22 protein-coding genes and 1 riboswitch are annotated in these 17367 nt (G+C 70.3%); of the genes, 12 read left to right on the top strand and 10 right to left on the bottom strand.

What is annotated here, in order from left to right; all coding sequences use genetic code 11:
* Positions 1–2: 2 nt before the first annotated feature.
* Positions 3–548, bottom strand: coding sequence for a PadR family transcriptional regulator (locus tag HD593_RS06640; protein ID WP_185101329.1), 546 nt, complete (start codon positions 546–548; stop codon positions 3–5).
* Between the two features lie 54 nt (positions 549–602).
* Here HD593_RS06640 and HD593_RS06635 point away from each other — a divergent pair, with 54 nt between their 5' ends.
* Entirely contained in the window at positions 603–2078 is a 1476-nt protein-coding gene (locus HD593_RS06635) for an MATE family efflux transporter (RefSeq protein ID WP_185101328.1), read from the top strand.
* Here the strand turns inward: HD593_RS06635 and gltX are convergent.
* On the bottom strand, positions 1972–3345 hold the full coding sequence (gene gltX / locus HD593_RS06630; protein ID WP_185101327.1) for a glutamate--tRNA ligase: 1374 nt from the start codon (positions 3343–3345) through the stop codon (positions 1972–1974). The two genes, HD593_RS06635 and gltX, sit on opposite strands and share 107 nt — an antisense overlap.
* Positions 3338–4114 carry a fumarylacetoacetate hydrolase family protein gene (locus HD593_RS06625; RefSeq protein ID WP_185101326.1) on the bottom strand — a complete coding sequence of 259 codons (777 nt, stop codon included), beginning with the start codon at positions 4112–4114 and terminating at the stop codon, positions 3338–3340. Before HD593_RS06625 ends, gltX begins: the two co-directional genes overlap by 8 nt.
* Before the next feature lie 182 nt (positions 4115–4296).
* Between HD593_RS06625 and HD593_RS06620 the strand changes: the two genes are divergently transcribed.
* From HD593_RS06620 to HD593_RS06590, 7 genes are read left to right on the top strand one after another with little or no spacing between them, the layout of a single operon-like run.
* A complete protein-coding gene (locus HD593_RS06620) occupies positions 4297–4797 on the top strand; it encodes an Asp23/Gls24 family envelope stress response protein (RefSeq protein WP_185101325.1) in 501 nt (166 codons plus the stop codon).
* Positions 4794–5228, top strand: coding sequence for a hypothetical protein (locus HD593_RS61140; RefSeq protein WP_246546351.1), 435 nt, complete (start codon positions 4794–4796; stop codon positions 5226–5228). The genes HD593_RS06620 and HD593_RS61140 overlap by 4 nt, the downstream gene beginning before the upstream one ends.
* Positions 5225–5413, top strand: coding sequence for a hypothetical protein (locus HD593_RS06610; RefSeq protein WP_185101324.1), 189 nt, complete (start codon positions 5225–5227; stop codon positions 5411–5413). The genes HD593_RS61140 and HD593_RS06610 overlap by 4 nt, the downstream gene beginning before the upstream one ends.
* A complete protein-coding gene (locus HD593_RS06605; protein WP_185101323.1) occupies positions 5410–5763 on the top strand; it encodes an Asp23/Gls24 family envelope stress response protein in 354 nt (117 codons plus the stop codon). Before HD593_RS06610 ends, HD593_RS06605 begins: the two co-directional genes overlap by 4 nt.
* Positions 5760–6407 carry a DUF6286 domain-containing protein gene (locus tag HD593_RS06600; protein ID WP_185101322.1) on the top strand — a complete coding sequence of 216 codons (648 nt, stop codon included), beginning with the start codon at positions 5760–5762 and terminating at the stop codon, positions 6405–6407. The genes HD593_RS06605 and HD593_RS06600 overlap by 4 nt, the downstream gene beginning before the upstream one ends.
* A 60-nt stretch (positions 6408–6467) precedes the next feature.
* A complete protein-coding gene (locus HD593_RS06595) occupies positions 6468–7049 on the top strand; it encodes a hypothetical protein (protein ID WP_185101321.1) in 582 nt (193 codons plus the stop codon).
* Positions 7050–7066: 17 nt separating this feature from the next.
* A complete protein-coding gene (locus tag HD593_RS06590) occupies positions 7067–7432 on the top strand; it encodes an antibiotic biosynthesis monooxygenase family protein (RefSeq protein ID WP_185101320.1) in 366 nt (121 codons plus the stop codon).
* 16 nt (positions 7433–7448) lie between these two features.
* Here the strand turns inward: HD593_RS06590 and HD593_RS63255 are convergent, their stop codons facing one another.
* Positions 7449–8045: an HD domain-containing protein gene (locus tag HD593_RS63255; RefSeq protein WP_312903377.1), complete on the bottom strand. Its 597-nt coding sequence runs from the start codon at positions 8043–8045 to the stop codon at positions 7449–7451.
* Between the two features lie 113 nt (positions 8046–8158).
* Here HD593_RS63255 and HD593_RS06580 point away from each other — a divergent pair, with 113 nt between their 5' ends.
* Entirely contained in the window at positions 8159–9790 is a 1632-nt protein-coding gene (locus HD593_RS06580) for a heparinase II/III family protein (protein ID WP_312903376.1), read from the top strand.
* 15 nt (positions 9791–9805) lie between these two features.
* Here HD593_RS06580 and cimA read toward each other — a convergent pair whose 3' ends face one another.
* Positions 9806–11383: a citramalate synthase gene (cimA, locus tag HD593_RS06575; protein WP_185101318.1), complete on the bottom strand. Its 1578-nt coding sequence runs from the start codon at positions 11381–11383 to the stop codon at positions 9806–9808.
* Positions 11384–11589: 206 nt separating this feature from the next.
* Complete coding sequence (locus tag HD593_RS06570) at positions 11590–12237, bottom strand: DsbA family protein (protein ID WP_185101317.1); 648 nt, start codon at positions 12235–12237, stop codon at positions 11590–11592.
* A gap of 59 nt (positions 12238–12296) precedes the next feature.
* On the opposite strand from HD593_RS06570, the gene HD593_RS06565 reads away from it, so the two are divergent.
* A complete protein-coding gene (locus tag HD593_RS06565) occupies positions 12297–12941 on the top strand; it encodes an O-methyltransferase (RefSeq protein WP_185101316.1) in 645 nt (214 codons plus the stop codon).
* Positions 12942–13015: 74 nt separating this feature from the next.
* Complete coding sequence (locus HD593_RS06560) at positions 13016–13555, top strand: Uma2 family endonuclease (RefSeq protein ID WP_185101314.1); 540 nt, start codon at positions 13016–13018, stop codon at positions 13553–13555.
* 31 nt (positions 13556–13586) lie between these two features.
* Here HD593_RS06560 and HD593_RS06555 read toward each other — a convergent pair whose 3' ends face one another.
* From HD593_RS06555 to HD593_RS06545, 3 genes are all read right to left on the bottom strand, one after another.
* A complete protein-coding gene (locus HD593_RS06555; protein WP_185101312.1) occupies positions 13587–14684 on the bottom strand; it encodes a branched-chain amino acid aminotransferase in 1098 nt (365 codons plus the stop codon).
* Between the two features lie 225 nt (positions 14685–14909).
* Positions 14910–15947: a 3-isopropylmalate dehydrogenase gene (locus HD593_RS06550; RefSeq protein ID WP_185101311.1), complete on the bottom strand. Its 1038-nt coding sequence runs from the start codon at positions 15945–15947 to the stop codon at positions 14910–14912.
* A 98-nt stretch (positions 15948–16045) separates the two neighbouring features.
* Positions 16046–16191: riboswitch (cyclic di-AMP (ydaO/yuaA leader) on the top strand.
* Positions 16158–16427 carry a hypothetical protein gene (locus tag HD593_RS06545; protein ID WP_185101309.1) on the bottom strand — a complete coding sequence of 90 codons (270 nt, stop codon included), beginning with the start codon at positions 16425–16427 and terminating at the stop codon, positions 16158–16160. (Overlaps the previous riboswitch by 34 nt.)
* Between HD593_RS06545 and HD593_RS06540 the strand changes: the two genes are divergently transcribed.
* Entirely contained in the window at positions 16426–16830 is a 405-nt protein-coding gene (locus tag HD593_RS06540) for a C40 family peptidase (RefSeq protein ID WP_185101307.1), read from the top strand. The genes HD593_RS06545 and HD593_RS06540 overlap by 2 nt on opposite strands.
* A 59-nt stretch (positions 16831–16889) precedes the next feature.
* Here HD593_RS06540 and HD593_RS06535 read toward each other — a convergent pair whose 3' ends face one another.
* Positions 16890–17270: an SSI family serine proteinase inhibitor gene (locus HD593_RS06535; RefSeq protein ID WP_185101305.1), complete on the bottom strand. Its 381-nt coding sequence runs from the start codon at positions 17268–17270 to the stop codon at positions 16890–16892.
* Positions 17271–17367 lie beyond the last annotated feature (97 nt).

The following is a 17367-nucleotide window of genomic DNA, read 5'->3' as shown; positions in this document are numbered from 1 at the left end:
CATTATTGCGGAACGTTCAGTTCCGCGATGCGCTGGCGGAGCCACTCTTTCTCCGCCCGGCTGGAGGCGCGGGCGATCAGCAGCATGCCGCGGCGGTACGGGTCCGGCTCGTCCCGTGCCCTGACCGGCCTGCCGTCCTCGTAGAAGAAGCTCGCGGGCGCCTCCAGGAAGGCCAGCCTGCGGCTGAGCACCTTCACCTGGTCGGCCGGGTCGGGCAGCGCCGACAGGAACGTCAGCAGCGCGAAGAACCTGGTCTGGTCGCTGATGTCGAGGTCGGCGGGGTCACGCAGGCGCCGCAGCAGCTCCTCGCGGCCGGCCTCGGTGAGCGTCAGCACCTGCCGGCGCGCGGCCGCCGCGCCCGCCTCCTCGTGCCGCTCCACCAGGCCCTTGGCCTCCAGCCTGGCGATCGCCGGGTAGAGCGCGCCGTCGCTGACCGGGCGCAGGTGGCCGGTCAGCGCGGCGAGGCGGGACTTGAGCTCGTAGCCGTGCATGGGGTGCTCGTTGAGGAAGCCCAGGATCGTGAGAGCGAGGTCGCCGCCGCTTGCCATGGGATGCATCGTAACGCTATACCTCGTTTAGATGTATAGCGAAAAGAGGTATCGATGATCAGGCTGGCGCTGCCGATCTACGTGGAACTGCTCACCGCGGTGGTCGCGGTCGGCGTGATCGACCTGCTCTGGGTGTCCGGGCTGGGCGAGGCGGCGATCGCGGCTGTCACCGTGGGCACGACGGCCGAGTACCTGGCCTACGGGCTGTTCCTGGCGGTGCCGACGGGGGTGACCGTGCTGGTCGGGCGGCGTGACGGGCACGCGCCGCTGGGGCCGGTCGTCAGGGCGGGATGGGTGTGGTGGGCGGTCTTCTCGGTGGCCGTCGCGGTGCCCGGGGTGCTGCTGCGGGAGCCGCTGGCGGCGCTGTTCACCGACTCGCCCGGGCTGACGGCGGAGTTCTTCCTGGTCTCGCTGGGCGGGCTGCCGGTGTACTTCGCGCAGACGGTGGTGGACGGGGCGCTGAAGGGGCTGGGGGATACGAGGCGGCCGATGCGGCACGCGATCATCTGCAACGTGCTCGTGGTGGGGCTGGATCCGCTGTTCATCTACGGGGCCGGGATGGGGGTGCAGGGGGCGGCGCTGGCCACGGTGATCGCGCGGGCGATCACGCTGGCGGTGGCGCTCCGGTCCCTGACCCGCCTGCGCGACGCGTCCGGGGCACGGTTGGGCGACGGTCGTGCGGCAGCGAGCGGGCCCGGTGACCGCGGCGCGGGCGGCGGTCGTGCGGCGGCGAGCGGGCCCGGTGACGGCGAGCCGGGCCGCGGCGGCCGTGGGCGGGTGGCCGGTGAAGTGATCCTTACCGGGCTGCCCATGTCCGGAGATTTCCTGGCACGGGCGCTGGTGGGGATGGCGCTGGTGGAGATCGTGGCCGGGTTCGGGACGGCGGCGGTGGCGGGTTACGGGATCGGGCAGAAGATCATGCTGGCCGGCGTGATGGTGTTCTACGCGCTGCGGCAGGCGGCGATGATCCGCACCGCCCGGTCCGAGGCCGTGAGGTCGCCTCTGGCCCTCGGGCTCGGGGCGGGTGCGGTGATCGCGGTGGTGCTGAACGTGCCGGCCGTGCCGGTCGCCGGGCTGTTCACCGGCGATCCGGCGGTGGCCGTGGAGTTCCTGCGGTGGATGACGCTCTACCTGGTGCCGTTCGGCGGGCTGATCGCCGTGGGCGGGGTGTTGCAGGCGAGCGGGAGGGGCAGCCGGCTGCTCGCCGCCACGCTGGCGGGGTTCGCGGTGCAGCTGCCCCTCGCGTACGGGCTGAGCGCGTGGCTCGGCATCACGGGCGTGTGGCTGTCGATGGCCGCGGGAGCCGCGATCAGCCTCACCGGCGCGCTGGTGGTGCAGCGCGCCGGCGGTCACAGCCCGGCGGCCACGCCGGCGCCCGGCCCCGCGGACACGCCGGCGGAAGCAGCGGCGCCGGCTGTGGGGCTCAGCCCTTCAGGCGGGTCAGGGCGGCGCGGAGGCGGTCCTGGGCGCGTTCCCGGCCCAGCACCTCGATCGACTCGAACAGCGGCAGACCCACCGTCCGGCCCGTGATCGCCACCCGCACCGGTGCCTGGGCCTTGCCGAGCTTGAGCCCGTGGGCCGTGCCGACCTCCTCCAGCGCCTGCTTGAGCGACTCAGGGTCCCAGCTCACGGTCTCCAGGCGCTCCAGGAAGCCGGTGAGGATCTCCTCGGGGGCGTTCTTCATGGCCTTGTCCCACGACACCTGGTCGAAGACCGGCTCCTCCAGGAAGAGGAAGTCGACGTTCTGCCGGATCTCCGACAGCACCGCGATGCGCGTCTGGGCCAGCACCGCGACCTTGCTGAACAGCTCGCGGTCCCAGGCGGCGTCGAGGTAGGGCGCGCAGCGCTCCTCGAACGTCTCCAGCGGCAGCGCCCGGATGTACTCGCCGTTGAAGGCCCGCAGCTTCTTCTCGTCGAAGAACGCGTTGGAGGCGTTGACGTCCTCGAACCGGAACAGCGGCACCATCTCCGACCACGGCATGAGCTCGCGGTCCTCGCCGGGCCCCCAGCCGAGCAGCATGAGGTAGTTGACGATCGCCTCGGGCAGGTAGCCCTCCGCGCGGTAGTCCTCCAGCGCCACCTTGTCGCGGCGCTTGGACAGCTTCTTGCGCTGCTCGTTGACGATCACCGGGAGGTGCGCCCAGACCGGCGGCGTGGCGCCCAGCGCGGGCCAGAGCAGCTCCTGCCTGGCGGCGTTGGGCAGGTGCTCCTCGCCGCGGGCCACGTGGGTGATGCCCTGGGTGATGTCGTCCACGGCGTTGGCCAGCACGTACAGGGGCGAGCCGTCGCTGCGGGCGATGACGAAGTCCTCCTGCGCGTTGTTGGGGAACTCCACCCGGCCGCGCACCAGGTCGTCGACCACCGTGACGCCCTCGTCGGGCGTGCGGAAGCGCACCGCGCCCGCCGTCAGCCCGCGCTCGCGGCAGTAGCCGTCGTAGCCCTTGTCCTTGGAGCCGGTGCGCTCCTGGACCTGCTCGCGGGTGCAGTCGCAGTAGTACGCCTTGCCGTCGGCCAGCAGCTTGGCCACGGCCTCGCGGTGCTGCGGCTCGTACGCCGACTGGAAGTAGGGGCCCTCGAACACCGGGTTGGTGCCGTTGATGCCGATCCAGTCGAGCGCCGAGATGATGCCCTCGGTCCATTCGGGCCGGTTGCGGGTGGCATCGGTGTCCTCGATGCGCAGGATGAACCGCCCCTTGGACTGCTCCGCCACAGCCCAGTTGAACAGCGCGGCGCGGGCGCTGCCCACGTGGAACATGCCGGTTGGAGACGGGGCGAACCGCACCCGTACGTCAGTCACGGGAGACCACCTTGTTCGTGAGTGTGCCGATGCCTTCGATGCCGACGCTGACCTCGTCACCGATCTCGAGCGGGCCGACGCCCGCCGGCGTGCCGGTCAGGATGACGTCGCCGGGGATCAGCGTCATGACCGCGCTGACGTACGCCACCAGCGCGGGGATGTCGTTGATGAGCTGGCTCGTGCGCCCGCTCTGCCGGATCTCGCCGTTGACCGTGGTCGTCAGCGCCAGGTCGCTCGCGTCGAGATCGGTCTGGATCCACGGGCCGAGCGGGCAGAACGTGTCGAACCCCTTGGCCCGGGTGAACTGCACGTCCTTCTTCTGCAGGTCGCGTGCGGTCACGTCGTTGGCGCAGGTGTAGCCGAAGATGACGTCCTTCACCCGCTCGACCGGGACCTCCCGGCAGAGCCTGCCGATCACCACGGCCAGCTCGCCCTCGTAGTCGACGCGGTCGGACAGCGACGTGGGGTAGGCGATGCTCTCGCCGTGGCCGATCACCGTGGTGGACGGCTTCATGAAGATGAGGGGCTCTTCCGGCACCTCGTTGCCCATCTCGGCGGCGTGCTCCGCGTAGTTCCTGCCGATGGCGATCACCTTGCTCGGCAGCATCGGGGCCAGCAGCTTCACCTGGGACAGCGGGAGGCGCTCGCCGGTGAACTGCACCTGGCCGAACGGGTGGCCGGAGATCGCGGAGATGAACTCCTCGCCGGGCCCGCCCTCGACCACGCCGAACGAGACGCCTTCGCCTGTGGAGAACCTCGCTATACGCACCTGACAAGGCTATCGCCGCCGCCGGAGGGGTCCGTCACCTTTTTCGCGCGCCACCCCGCACGAGTCAGGGGCTGTCCATTTTTGTACCCAGAGTCCGTTTTGCAGTGCTTCGAGGGTGTAACAGCGGTTATCTCTGCCCTGGGAGAAGACACCTAAGGGGGTGACGGATCGTGTCGGACACGATGTCCAATCGGCCCACGGGGGCCGGCGCGACGGGAACCGTGCCGCGGGCCAGGACCCAGGAGAGCACGACCGCGCTGGTCACGGAGAAGGGCACCACGAGCATCGACGACGGGGTCGTCGCCAAGATAGCCGGGCTGGCTGCCAGCGAGGTCTCCGGCGTGTACGCCATGGGCGGAGGCGCGGCACGGGCACTCGGGAGCATGCGCGGCATCGTCGGCGGGGACAGGAACGTGGCCCAGGGCGTATCGGTCGAGGTGGGCGAGCGGCAGGCGGCCGTGGACCTGGACCTGGTGGCCGAGTACGGCACCGCGATCCCCGACCTGGCGGCGGCCGTCAGGAAGAACGTGATCGGCGCGGTCGAGCGGATGTGCGGGCTCGAGGTGACCGAGGTCAACATCCGGGTGGACGACGTGCACCTGCCGGACCAGGACCGCGGCGACCGTGACCGGCAGAGCGACGGGCAGCGCGGGGACATGCAGCCGGAGCCCCGGGTCCAATGACCGCCGCCGCCCCGACCGGCCCTGGCGGCCCGCCGAACTCCGGCGGCCCGGCCACCTCTCGCGGCCCGACCGGCCCCGGCAGCCCGACGAGCCCTGGTGGGGCGGCGGTGTCCGGTGGCGCGGCGAGCGTCGGCGGTGGGGCGGGTTCCGGTGCGGCCACCGAGGAGCGGCTGATCGCGGATCGGGCGCTGGGCTGCCGTGGTGTGGCCCGGTTGTCCGGTGGGCCGTTCGGGACGGTGGCCACGTATCTGCCCGGTGAGCGCCTCACGGGCGTGTCCGCGGACGAGCGCGCGGTGGAGATCGCCATCGTCGCCACGCTGGAGCGCCCGCTGCCGCAGACCGCCGACGAGGTGCGCGGCGCCGTGGCGGACCTGGCCGGGGACCGTCCGGTGCACGTGCGCATCGACGACATCATCGTGGAGGGATCATGAACAACATCCAGTGGATGCCGGTCATCGGCATGGCCGTCGGCATCGTGCTCGGGCTGGCCGGGGCGTTCGGAGGGCTGGGCGCGTTCCTGCTCGTGCTGGTCCTGGGCGCGGTCGGTTTCCTGGTCGGGCGGATCGCCGAGACCGGCGAGATCAACCTGTCCGGGCTGTCCGTGAGGCGTAAATGACCATGACGGTGCCCGCCCAGCGGCGCGCTCCCCTGCCCTCGCCCGAGCGGCGCGGGCGCACGGAGATCGCCGACCGGGTGGTCAGCAAGATCGCCTGCGTGGCCGCCGCGGAGGTGCCCGAGGTGCGCGACGTGCAGCCGCGCGGCCTGCCGTGGACGCCGTCGGCCGGCGAGGTGCACGGTGACCAGGCCGTCGTGCGGCTCAACGTGAGCGTGGCCTACCCGTCTCCGCTGCCCGCCGTGGCGGCGCGGCTGCGGGAGCACGTGATCCGCCGCGTCGCCGCCCAGACGGGCCTGCACGTCACCCGCCTGGACATCACCATGACCGACGTGGGCGGAGACCTGCCATGACAACGCACGAGACCACACAGCACGGTGCGGACGAGCCGTCGGGCGCGCATCGGGCGCCCGTGCCGCCGCAGCGGTCCAGAGCCGCCGAGAGGGCCGCCGACCGGGCCGCGGTGCGGGCCTTCCGGCCGTCGCGGCGGATCCCGGCCGTCGTGGTCGCCGCGCTGCTCGCGCTGCTGAGCCTGCTCGTGCTCGCCGAGACGATCTCGGCGCTGGCCGGGCGGCCGCTGCGCTGGATCCCGTACGACCGCATGCTGGCCTGGGCGGGCTCGACGTGGTGGTCGGACCCGCGGGTGCTGATCGGCGCGGCGGTCGTGACGCTGGCCGGGCTGGGGTTGCTGGCCGTCGCGCTGGTGCCGGGGCGGCCGAGGATGGTGCCCGTACGCAGCGGCGATCCCGACCTGATCATCGGGCTGCGCCCCAGGAGCGTCACCAGGGCCCTGGCGCACGCGGCCGAGCAGGTGCCGGGCGTGCGCTCGGCCCGGGCCACGAGGCGGGGGCACACGTTCGCCGTCACGCCGACGACGTGCGGGCGGGACGTGGACGGGTTCGGCCAGGACGTGCGCGGCGCCGTGCTCTCCAGGCTGGCCGCGCTGGACCTCGTGGAGCCGTACCGGGTGTCCGTGAACGTCAGGGAGCAGCGGTGAGCGGGGAAACGCACGTCAGGGGGCAGCGGTGAACGAGGGAACGCGCGTCAGGGGGCAGCGGTGAGCAGGAAGACGGGGCGGGGCAACCGGTGGGGGCTGGCGCTGGTCGGGCTGGCGCTGACCCTCCTGGGCGGGTCGGCGCTGGCCCGGGGGCTGGGCGCGTTCTCGCCGGACTGGGCCTCCGCGCGCACGACGCTCGTGGACGGCAACGTGGTCACCTTCTTCACGCGGACCAGCCCGTGGATCTGGTGGCTGATCGCGCTGGCCGCGCTGGTCGTGGCGGTGCTGGCGTTGCGGTGGCTGCTGGTGCAGGGGCGCAGGGACGCGCGGCACGTGCTGCGCATCGAGGACGGCCCGACCGGGGTCACGGAGGTGTCGGAGTCGGGGATGGCGCACGCGGTGGCCGCCGACGTGGAGTCGAGCCCGGCCGTGTTCCACGCCGCGGCGCACCTGGTGGGGCCGCGCCCCGAGGTACGGCTGCGCGTGGTCGCCGACGAGTCGGTGCCCATGGGCGAGCTGAGCCGGCACCTCTCGACGGTGGCGCTGCCGCACGTGCGGGACGCGCTGGACCGGGATCGGGTGCCGGCGGTGGCCCGCGTTAGCCTGGAGCCCTCACCTTCGCCGCACCGAGTCGTGCGCTGACGAGAGGGGTTCCTCCGGTGTCCGTCGTGAAGATCAACGTGCTGACCGTGCCGGCCGAGATGCGGGAAGAGCTCGAACGGCGCTTCTCCAACCGCGCCGGGATGGTGGAGTCGGCCGACGGGTTCGAGTGGTTCGAGCTGCTGCGGCCGGTGGAGGGCACGGAGCGGTACCTCGTCTACACGCGCTGGCGCTCGGAGGAGGACTTCCAGAAGTGGCAGCAGGGCCAGGCGTTCCAGCGCGGCCACGCCCAGGCGGCAGCTCAGGGAGGGCAGGGTCACGGGCAGGGTCACGAGCAGGGTCACGGGCACGGGCAGGGGCCCGCGGCGACGGGGTCCGAGGTGTGGACGTTCGAGGTCGCCGAGAGCACCGGCCCCAAGGCCTGACCAGGAGCAGGACCGGTCAGCCGTCCAGCGGGTTGCGGATGATACGGTCGACGATGCCGTTGCGCACGAACCGCGCCGCGAAGCTCGACGGCTTGCGCGCGCCCTGGTCGGCGATGCAGACGCTGAACTCCTTGGCGATCTCCAGCCGCGGGTGCCGCTCCAGCACCTCCCGCCGCACCTCGGCGGGGATCTCGTCCGTGCGGCGGCCCGAGATGTCCATGCCGGTCGACAGCTCCAGCAGGTGTCCCTCGGGGTCCTCCTCCAGGGGCACCTCCTCCCACATGTGCCGGATGATCACTTCGCAGGCGCGGGCGCGGCGCTCGGGCGACCAGCCGGCCCCGGCGCAGAAGGCCCAGGCGACGTGCCCGCCGGCCTCCTCGTACGGCACCGTGTGGCTGTCGAACTCGGCCGCCAGCCCGATGTCGTGCAGCATGGCCGAGACGTACAGCAGCTCCGCGTCGAAGGCGATGCCGTTGTCCTGCGCGTAGGCGGCGGCCCACAGGTAGGCGCGCAGCGAGTGGTTGAGCAGCGAAGGCGTGTGGTACTGGGCTGCCACCTCCAGCGCGCCGCGGGCGGCGGGCGTGTCGGGGATCACCAGGTCGTCGTATCTCACAGGCACCAGCATCTCATCGGGCGGCTAACGAATCGGGCACTCAACTTGACCAGTTGATCGAGATTCCGAAAGCATGTCCCGCCTTCACCTTTTTGTCCCGAAAGGAACCCGGCGTGCGCCGCCTCGCGATCCCTCTTGCCCTCATGCTCGCCACCGGTGCCATCGCGGGGCCCGCGCAGGCGGCCGACAAGGTGACGCGCACCGCCGAGTGCCAGGGCGACTGGCTGCCCGGCACGCCGACGGCCGAGGACGTCATGAAAGGTGAGATCTCGCTGGTCGGGCTGCCCGCGTACAAGCTGGGCAAGACCATCAACTGGGACGCCAGCCCGTACAAGAACCGGTCGTGGGAGTTCGTCTTCCAGTCGCTGCGCTGGATGGGCACGCTCGTCGTCGAGTACGAGAACACCGGCGAGCAGCGCTACCTGGACCGCGCCACCGAGATCACCAAGGACTGGGTGGAGCACAACAAGTACGGCGCCAGGGGCACCCAGCCGTACGTCTGGAAGGACCACCCGGTCTCGCTGCGCACCCAGCCGCTGCTCTGCCTCAGCAGGCACGTGAACGCGAGCTGGCTGAAGGACAGCCTGGCCGCGCACGCCAAGCTGCTGTCGAACCCGAGCCTGTACAAGAAGGGCCACAACCACGGCATCGACCAGGACATCGCGCTCATGGGCATCGGCTGCAGGTACGGCCGCAAGGACTGGGCGAACCTGGCCTCCAGCCGCCTGACGAGCACGGTGAAGCTGGACGTGGACTCCCAGGGCGCGCTCATGGAGCAGGCGCCGAGGTACGCGGTCTACGTGTACGGCCGCCTCCAGGTCGCCATGACGAACATGAAGGCGTGCGACCGCAAGGTGCCCGGCGCGATCTCCGAGCGGGCCGAGGCGCTGAAGACCTTCATCGCCCACTCGACCATGCCCAACGGCTACATGGTGCCCATCGGCGACGGCAGCGCCGAGACCGAGCCCAAGATGGAGACGGGCACGCCGAAGGAGGAGGTCAAGGCGTACCGGGCCGGCTACGTCTTCGGCCGCACCGCCTGGGGCAAGCCGGAGTCGGCGTACTACTCGATCAGGTTCGGGCCCGGCATGAAGTTCCACGGCCACGAGGACCACCTGGGCGTGACGTACTACGCCGAGGGCCGCGACATCCTGGTGGACGGCGGGTTCCACTCCTACGAGAAGAGCTCCTACCGCTACTGGACGCTCTCGCCCGAGGCGCACAACGTACCGACCGTGGTGGGGGCGAAGTTCCGGCCGAGGACGGCCAGCAAGCTCGTCGAGACCGAGTACGGCAAGGGCCGGCAGGCGTTCAAGGTGACCGACAAGGCGTACGGGGTCAGCCGTACCAGGTCGGTGCTGGTCAACCACGGTGACGACGTGATGGCGGTGCTGGACAAGGCGTCGGGCGGCAAGAAGGTCAGGAACATCTGGCGGTTCGCGCCGTCGCTCAAGGTCGTCTCCAGCGGAGGCGGCAAGGTCGTGCTGGGCGACGGCAAGTTCAAGGTCACCCTGCTGCAGTTCTCGTCGTGCGACAGGATCGGCGGGCAGAAGGTGGAGCGGGGCGGCAAGCTGGGCTGGGTCTCCCCCACGTACCTGTCGAAGCAGGCCACGAACGTGGTGGTGTCCCCGGCGGCGACGTCGCTGCTGACGGTGATCGTGCCGGGGACGGACTCGCCCGAGGTGTCGTGCTCCGGCGGGAAGGTCACCGTGGACGGCGTGTCCTTCTCCGCCGGGCTGATCTGAGCCGGCTGGTCCGGGCTAGTTGCAGTCGCGGCCCGCGCGGAGCAGGCCGTACGTGACCGCCTGCTCCAGCGCCTGCCAGGAGGCGTCGATGATGTTCTCGGCCACCCCGACCGTGGCCCACTCGGCCGTGTCGTCGCTGGAGGTGATGAGCACCCGGGTGATGGCTCCGGTGCCGTGGGTGCCTTCGAGGATGCGGACCTTGTAGTCGACCAGCTCCAGCTTGGCCAGCTCGGGGTAGAGCTTCTCCAGCGCCTGGCGGACGGCCTTGTCGAGGGCGTTGACCGGGCCGTTGCCCTCGCCGGTGGCCACGATGCGCTCGCCCTTGGCGTGCAGCTTGACCGTGGCCTCGCTGACCAGCTCGCCGCCCTTGGTGCGCTCGACGATCACGCGCCAGGACTCGACCTCGAAGTGGCGCCTGCGCTCCCCGTGCACGGTGTCGCGCAGCAGCAGCTCGAACGAGGCGTCGGCGGCCTCGAAGGTGAAGCCCCTGGACTCCAGGTCCTTGACCCGCTCGACCAGCGACTTGGTGTGCTCGGGGGTCAGCTCGTAGCCGAGCTCGCGGCCCTTGAGCTCCACCGACGCGCGGCCCGCCATGTCGGAGACGAGCATGCGCATGTCGTTGCCCACCTGGGCGGGGTCGATGTGCTGGTAGAGGTTGGGGTCGACCTTGATGGCGCTGGCGTGCAGCCCGGCCTTGTGCGCGAAGGCGGACATGCCGACGTAGGGCGCGTGGGAGTTGGGGGTGACGTTGGTGACCTCGGTGATCGCGTGGGCGATGCGGGTCATCTCGGCCAGCGACTCCTGGGGCACGAGGTCGTAGCCGCGCTTGAGCTGGAGGTTGGCCACGACGGTGAAGAGGTTGGCGTTGCCGGAGCGCTCGCCGTAGCCGTTGGCGCAGCCCTGGACGTGGGTGGCGCCGGCCTTGACGGCCGCCAGGGTGTTGGCCACGGCGCAGCCGGTGTCGTCGTGGCAGTGGATGCCGACGCGGGCGCTGGTGCGTACGGCGTCCTGGACGATCTCGGCGAGCTCGTCGGGCAGCATGCCGCCGTTGGTGTCGCACAGGGCGATGACGTCGGCCCCGGCCTCGGCGGCGGTCCTGACGACCTCCAGCGCGTAGGCTGGGTTGGACTTGTAGCCGTCGAAGAAGTGCTCGGCGTCGAGGAAGACTCGCTGTCCCTCCGCACGAAGATGAGAGACCGTGTCGCGGATCATCGCGAGGTTCTCCTGGAGAGTCGTGCGGAGGGCCAGCTCCACGTGCCGGTCGTGACTCTTGGCGACAAGGGTCACGACCGGCGCGCCGGATTCGCGCAAGGCGGCCACCAGTGGGTCGTCGGCGGCCTGCACACCGGCCCGGCGGGTCGCGCCGAACGCGGCTAGTCGCGCGTGCTTCAGGTCGAGCTCTGTTCGAGCGCGCCTGAAGAACTCTGTGTCCTTGGGGTTGGCGCCCGGCCAGCCCCCTTCGATGAAACCGACGCCCAGACCGTCCAGGTGCCGCGCGACGGCGAGCTTGTCGGCGACGGTGAGGTTGAGCCCCTCCTGTTGTGCGCCGTCACGCAGCGTCGTGTCGTAGACGTGGAAGCGGTCGTCGGCCATGAGTCTCTCTTCTCTGCGGAAGTCCGGATGCGTTCGGGAAAACAAAAAGACCCCTCACGGACGTGAGAGGTCTGCGCGCTGGCGGTGTCCCTGCGTCAGCCAGCGCGCCTGCCGATAATGAGCAGACCGTAGAACATGGTGCCGCCCAGTCTGCCATACGCATTCACCATTCGGCACACCGGTCTCACCACCTGGGACACCGCAGCTCACACCTGCACGCCGACACCTCCGGTGATGAGGCGCTCCAGCGCGGCCGGGTCGAACGCCTCGTTGCCCAGCAGTTGCCCGTCGAGCACCACGGTCGGGGTGCCCTGCAGCGGGATCTTGGCCGTCTCCGCCAGGTGCGCCTCGGCGTACGTCTGCGACGTGACGCACGAGTCGACCGCCGCGCCCGCCTTGCGCGCGGCCCCGGCCAGCTCCTCGACGGTGAACCCGGAGGCCGTGCCGTGCGGCGCGGGCTGCATGGCGTACACCTCGTCCCTGAACGCCAGCCAGTTCGCCGCCGGCACGCAGCGGGCGGCCGCGGCGGCACGGATGGAGTTGGAGCGCATGGGCTCGTCCCCGAAGATCGTCACGGTGTGGAAGACGACCTTGACCTTGCCCTCCTGCGCGAGTTTCCTGATCGTGGCGTCCACCTTGGAGTGCATGTCCTTGCAGACGGGACAGTCGAAGTCCTCGTACACGTCCAGCACGGGAGCGTCGCCCCCCAGGTCGGCCAGGACCATCGAGCCGTCCGCCTGCCGGGTGAGGGTCACCTCGCCGGACGACGACGCGCCCGCCTGGGTGAACGCCAGCACCCCGAGTACGGCGATCGCCACGCACGCCAGCGCGACCGCCACCAACCGCTTCTTCATCAGCCCACTCTCACCTCATTGATCGCGCAGACCCTACCTGAAACGGAAACAATGGCCGCATGAAGGCATACCTCCTCGACGCCGCCGTCGCGCGGTACGTATCCGAGCACACCACCGCGCCCGACGCCCTGCTCGCGGCCCTGGAGCGGGAGACCGCCGAGGTCGCGGGCGAGGACGCGGCCATGCAGATCTCGTTCGACCAGGGCCGGCTGCTGACGATGATCACGCAGCTGATGGCGCCGCGGGTGGCCGTGGAGGTGGGAACGTTCACCGGATATTCGTCCATCTGCATCGCGCGCGGGCTGTCCGGCGGCACGTTGCACTGCTTCGACGTGAGCGAGAAGTGGACGGCGATCGCCCGCCGCTACTGGCACGAGGCGGGCCTGGACCACAGCGTGACGCTCACCATCGGGCCGGCCGCCGACACCCTCGCCACCTTCGACGAGCAGATCGACCTGGCCTTCCTGGACGCCGACAAGCACAACTACCCGGTCTACTACGAGCTGCTGATGGACCGGCTGCGGCCGGGCGGGCTGATCCTGGTGGACAACACGCTGCGCCGGGGCTGGGTGGCCGATCCCGCGCACGACGAGCCGGTGACCGTGGCGATGCGGCAGTTCAACGACCTGGTGATGGAGGATCCCCGGGTGACCGTCGTGACCCTGCCCGTGGCCGACGGGATGATGCTCGTCAGAAAGAACTAGCGCCGCACGCCCTGTATTCACACCCCCGTTCCGGCATACGCTCGGTCACTCCGCCGCCAGAAAGGACGGAGTGCATGGCCGCGCCCCTCGAAGAGCGATTCCGTACCGTGCGTGAATTGCACCCCGAATATCGGGTGGAAACGATGAGCGGCCGGATCGTGGTGAACGAGGCGGGCACCTGGCAGCACAACACCTGCCTTTTCCGGGTGCTGCGCGGGCTGCTCGCCCCGGCGGTCGAGCGGGGCTGGCAGATCTGGCCGAACATCACCGTCTACCTGGGCCGTCAGGCCGATCGGTACGTGCCCGACCTGACGGTGGTGCCGCGCGCGCCGCGGTTTCACAAGGATTACGCGGTGCACGGGGATTCGACGCTGCTGCTCGTCGACATCGTTTCTTCGGGCAGTTCCTACGACGACCACTACGTCAAGCCGCGCAGTTACTCGCCGGCCGGGGTGCCGCTTTATCTGCTGGTGGATCCGGCACAGCGGACGGTGCGGCTCTTCAGCGAGCCGGAGGGCCGCGCGTACGGCCGGGAAACGGTCGCGGCGCTCGACGGGCCGCTGTTCCTGCCGGCGCCGTGGGAATTGTCGCTGAATACCGGGGAATGGTGGTGAGCCCTCCCCGGAGCGCTCACCACCAACGGGTTCAGCCGATCTTGTGGATCCAGTTGTGGGTGTCGGGGCGGGCGCCGTACTGGATGCCGACGAGCTCCTCGCGCACCCGCATCGTCACCGGGCCCGGCGTGCCGTCGGCCACGGTCCACGAGCGGTCGGCGCCCTTGACGGTGCCGACCGGCGTGACCACGGCCGCGGTGCCGCACGCGAACACCTCGGTGAGGTCGCCGGACGCGCTCGCCTCCTGCCACTCGTCCACCGTGATGAGCCGCTCCTCGGTCTCCAGCCCCAGGTCGCCGGCCAGCTCCAGGATCGACTCCCGGGTGATGCCGGGCAGCAGGGTGCCGGTGAGGGCGGGGGTGACGAGCTTGTCGCCGAAAACGAAGAACAGGTTCATCCCGCCCATCTCCTCGACGTACCGGTGCTCCTGCGCGTCCAGCCAGACGACCTGGTCGCAGCCGTTCTCCACCGCCTGCCGCTGCGCCACGAACGCGGCGGCGTAGTTGCCGCCGCACTTGGCGAAGCCGGTGCCGCCGGGGGCCGCGCGCGTGTACTCGGTGGACAGCCAGACGGAGACGGGCTTGATGCCGCCGGTGAAGTAGGAGGCCGCCGGCGAGGCGATGACCATGTACTTGTAGGTCTTCGACGGGTAGTTGACCCCGAGCCCCGCCTGGGTGGCGATCATGAAGGGGCGCAGGTAAAGGCTGTGGCCCTCGGTGGTGGGCACCCACTCCTTGTCGGTCTGGACGAGCAGCTCCAGCGACTCGACGAACGTCTCCTCCGGCAGCTCGGGCATGGCCATGCGCGCGGCCGAGCGGTTGAAGCGGCCGGCGTTGGCGTACGGGCGGAAGGTGACGATCGAGCCGCCGATCTGCCGGTAGGCCTTCAGGCCCTCGAACAGCTCCTGCGCGTAGTGGAAGACCGAGGTGGCGGGGTCGAGCGAGAGCGGACCGTACGGCATGAGCCTGGCGTCGTGCCAGCCCTCGCCCTCGGTGTAGTCGATCGAGATCATGTGATCGGTGAACGTCTGCCCGAATCCCGGGTTCGCCAGTACCTGCTCCCGCTCGGCTGCGGTGCGAGCGTGGTCGGATAGCTGCACGTCGAAGCTGAGCTTCTGAGCGATGGTCATGACGGCGGTCCTTCTCTCTACGGTCTACCGAAATCTACCGGAACCCGGTCACCCCTCCGGGAGCTGTCACGCTCGCGAGGGCGGTCCGTACTTCCTATTGTCTCGCTATATGGGATGGCAAGCGGTTGATGGGCGGTTAGACCCGGTTACCGCCGCGACCTGGGTACACGAAAACGCGCCTGGCGGTCCTTTCGGACCGCCAGGCGCGTACGGGGCTAGGCGGTCCTAGCCGGATACTCGCGCGGTGATGTCGTCACCGATCTCGCTGGTGCCGCGGCCGGCGCCACGCTCGGCGATGTCGGCGGCGACCGCCTGCTCGACCCTGGCGGCCTCGTCGTGCAGGCCGAGGTGGTCGAGGAGCATGGAGACCGACAGGATGGTCGCGGTGGGGTCGGCCTTGCCCTGGCCGGCGATGTCGGGGGCGCTGCCGTGCACCGGCTCGAACATGCTGGGCGCCGCACCCTCGGGGTTGATGTTGCCGCTGGCGGCCAGGCCGATGCCGCCGGCGATGGCCGCGCCGAGGTCGGTGATGATGTCGCCGAACAGGTTGTCGGTGACGACCACGTCGAAGCGCTCGGGCTGGGTGACGAAGAACATCGAGGCCGCGTCGATGTGGCAGTAGTCGGTGGTGACCTCGGGGTACTCCTCGGCCACCCGGTTGACCGTGCGCTGCCACAGGTCGCCGGCGAAGGTGAGCACGTTCGTCTTGTGGACGAGGGTCAGCTTCCTGCGCGGGCGGGACCTGGCCTTCTCGAACGCGTAACGCACCACGCGCTCGACGCCGTGGGCGGTGTTGAGCGACTCCTGGGTGGCGATCTCGTGCGGCGTGCCGCGCCGCATGACGCCGCCCGTGCCGGCGTAGAGGCCCTCGGTGCCCTCCCGCACGACGATCATGTCGATGTTCTCCGTCGGCGTGCCGGCCAGCGGGGTGGCCACGCCGGGGAACAGCTTCACCGGCCGCAGGTTGACGTAGTGGTCGAAGGCGAAGCGGAGCCGCAGCAGGAGGTCGCGCTCCAGGATGCCGGGCGGCACGCTCGGGTCGCCGATGGCGCCGAGCAGGATCGCGTCGTAGCCGCGCAGCTCGTCGAGCACCGAGTCGGGGAGCGTCTCGCCGGTACGGTGGTAGCGTGCGGCTCCCAGGTCGTAGTGCGTGGGCTCGATCTTCGTGCCCACTGCCTCCAGGACCTTGAGCCCTTCGGCGACGACCTCGGTGCCGATGCCATCCCCAGGGATGACGGCCAGGCGGATGTTACGCGACTCCATGACGGCAACCATACCGGCTCGTCTCGTCTGACGAACACACCATCTCATTTTCCGGACGTCCGGTTTGGGGGGATTGCGACCTTTTGACCGTTTCGTTAGAGTCCGTCGAGCCTAATCCACGCAGCCGCTGCGTGGAGCCGGGGACCCACTTTCCCCCCAGGGGCGAATCGGCGGTCATCGCCGTAGGGCTGTCTTCCAGGCCCGAGCCCGTCAGCTAACCCGGTCGGCCGCATGGAAGGACAGTCCCCTGTCTCGCATCGCCATCGTCCTGGCAGCGGCTTCTGCCGGACTCATCCTGGCCACCCCCGCCGCCCAGGCCGCCACCGCCGCCCGGGCCACCCCCGCCGCCACCGGCGACGACGTCGCCACCCGGTCCGTCACCGACACGGACACCACCACCCTCACCGGCGCCGAGATCCGGCGCATCAGACTGGCCCAGGCACCCAGGCCCGCCTGGAAGATCGCTCTCAACTTCGCCATGAACAAACGCGGCATCCCGTACGTCTGGGGCGGAACCAGCGATCGAGGGTACGACTGCTCGGGGCTCATGCTCAGGGCGTACGAGAAGGCGGGCATCGACCTGCCGCGAACCGCCCGCGAACAGTACGGGGCCTTCTCCAGGAAGATCTCCTGGAACGATCTAGAGCCCGGCGACCTGGTGTTCTTCAGCAACCTGGGCCATGTCGGGATGATCTCCAAGCCCGGTTACATGGTGCACGCGCCGCACTCGGGCGACGTGGTGAAGGAGGAGAAGCTGTCCGACTGGCGCAGGCAGGCCTTCGTCGGCGCCGTCCGGCCGGACCCCAAGGGCGTACGCCAGTGGGAGAAGCAGCTCGAACAGCGCCGCGAGCCCATCTCCGCCAATCTGACCGCCACCCTCTGAAGAAGCCAGGGCGGCCCCGCTTTCCCCCGCGGGGCCGCCCGTCCCTCCTCAGCGGGCCGTCAGGGCACGATCGGGGCGGCGAGCTGTGCCACGAAGCACGGGTTCGGGTAGTCCTCGGCGAAGTCCTTCGGCTCGCCCCGGTAGTCGCCGGAGATCTCGACGTGCACCGGGTCGAAGATCCTCGGGCAGGGCACGTCCGGCCGGAACCTGATCTGGTCCAGGTCGCCGCCGATCTCGTCCAGCCTGTCGCAGGCGGCGACCGGATCGGGATGGATGCCGCCGTCCGGACGGCAGGTCAGGAACCACTGCGCGGTGTCGCCACCGTGGTAGGTGGTGATGCGCAGGTAGGACTCCTGCGCCTGGGCGGGGGCGGCGAGCAGCGCCGCCGTGGTCAGAGCGGGCAGGGCGATGGTCGCGGCACGACGGATCACAGCGCGCATGGGGGAACCTCCTGCTTGGATGAATACGCAGAGCGACGTTACCAACACTCTCCGTATCCGAAAGGGCAGGTGTTCGTACCACCGGCGTAGCGTGTCG

This window comes from Nonomuraea rubra (assembly GCF_014207985.1).
Classification (GTDB): domain Bacteria; phylum Actinomycetota; class Actinomycetes; order Streptosporangiales; family Streptosporangiaceae; genus Nonomuraea; species Nonomuraea rubra.
The sequence above is the reverse complement of the archived record's forward strand: the minus strand, read 5'-3'. Positions and strand labels throughout refer to the sequence as shown.

Excerpts from the sequence above, each read along its gene's own strand:
- HD593_RS06640 (WP_185101329.1), bottom strand. The coding sequence starts at position 548 with ATGGCAAGCGGCGGCGACCTCGCTCTCACGATCCTGGGCTTCCTCAAC.
- HD593_RS06635 (WP_185101328.1), top strand. The coding sequence starts at position 603 with ATGATCAGGCTGGCGCTGCCGATCTACGTGGAACTGCTCACCGCGGTG.
- HD593_RS06620 (WP_185101325.1), top strand. The coding sequence starts at position 4,297 with ATGTCCAATCGGCCCACGGGGGCCGGCGCGACGGGAACCGTGCCGCGG.
- HD593_RS61140 (WP_246546351.1), top strand. The coding sequence starts at position 4,794 with ATGACCGCCGCCGCCCCGACCGGCCCTGGCGGCCCGCCGAACTCCGGC.
- HD593_RS06610 (WP_185101324.1), top strand. The coding sequence starts at position 5,225 with ATGAACAACATCCAGTGGATGCCGGTCATCGGCATGGCCGTCGGCATC.
- HD593_RS06605 (WP_185101323.1), top strand. The coding sequence starts at position 5,410 with ATGACCATGACGGTGCCCGCCCAGCGGCGCGCTCCCCTGCCCTCGCCC.
- HD593_RS06600 (WP_185101322.1), top strand. The coding sequence starts at position 5,760 with ATGACAACGCACGAGACCACACAGCACGGTGCGGACGAGCCGTCGGGC.
- cimA (WP_185101318.1), bottom strand. The coding sequence starts at position 11,383 with ATGGCCGACGACCGCTTCCACGTCTACGACACGACGCTGCGTGACGGC.
- HD593_RS06570 (WP_185101317.1), bottom strand. The coding sequence starts at position 12,237 with ATGAAGAAGCGGTTGGTGGCGGTCGCGCTGGCGTGCGTGGCGATCGCC.
- HD593_RS06565 (WP_185101316.1), top strand. The coding sequence starts at position 12,297 with ATGAAGGCATACCTCCTCGACGCCGCCGTCGCGCGGTACGTATCCGAG.
- HD593_RS06560 (WP_185101314.1), top strand. The coding sequence starts at position 13,016 with ATGGCCGCGCCCCTCGAAGAGCGATTCCGTACCGTGCGTGAATTGCAC.
- HD593_RS06555 (WP_185101312.1), bottom strand. The coding sequence starts at position 14,684 with ATGACCATCGCTCAGAAGCTCAGCTTCGACGTGCAGCTATCCGACCAC.
- HD593_RS06550 (WP_185101311.1), bottom strand. The coding sequence starts at position 15,947 with ATGGAGTCGCGTAACATCCGCCTGGCCGTCATCCCTGGGGATGGCATC.
- HD593_RS06540 (WP_185101307.1), top strand. The coding sequence starts at position 16,426 with ATGAACAAACGCGGCATCCCGTACGTCTGGGGCGGAACCAGCGATCGA.
- HD593_RS06545 (WP_185101309.1), bottom strand. The coding sequence starts at position 16,427 with ATGGCGAAGTTGAGAGCGATCTTCCAGGCGGGCCTGGGTGCCTGGGCC.
- HD593_RS06535 (WP_185101305.1), bottom strand. The coding sequence starts at position 17,270 with ATGCGCGCTGTGATCCGTCGTGCCGCGACCATCGCCCTGCCCGCTCTG.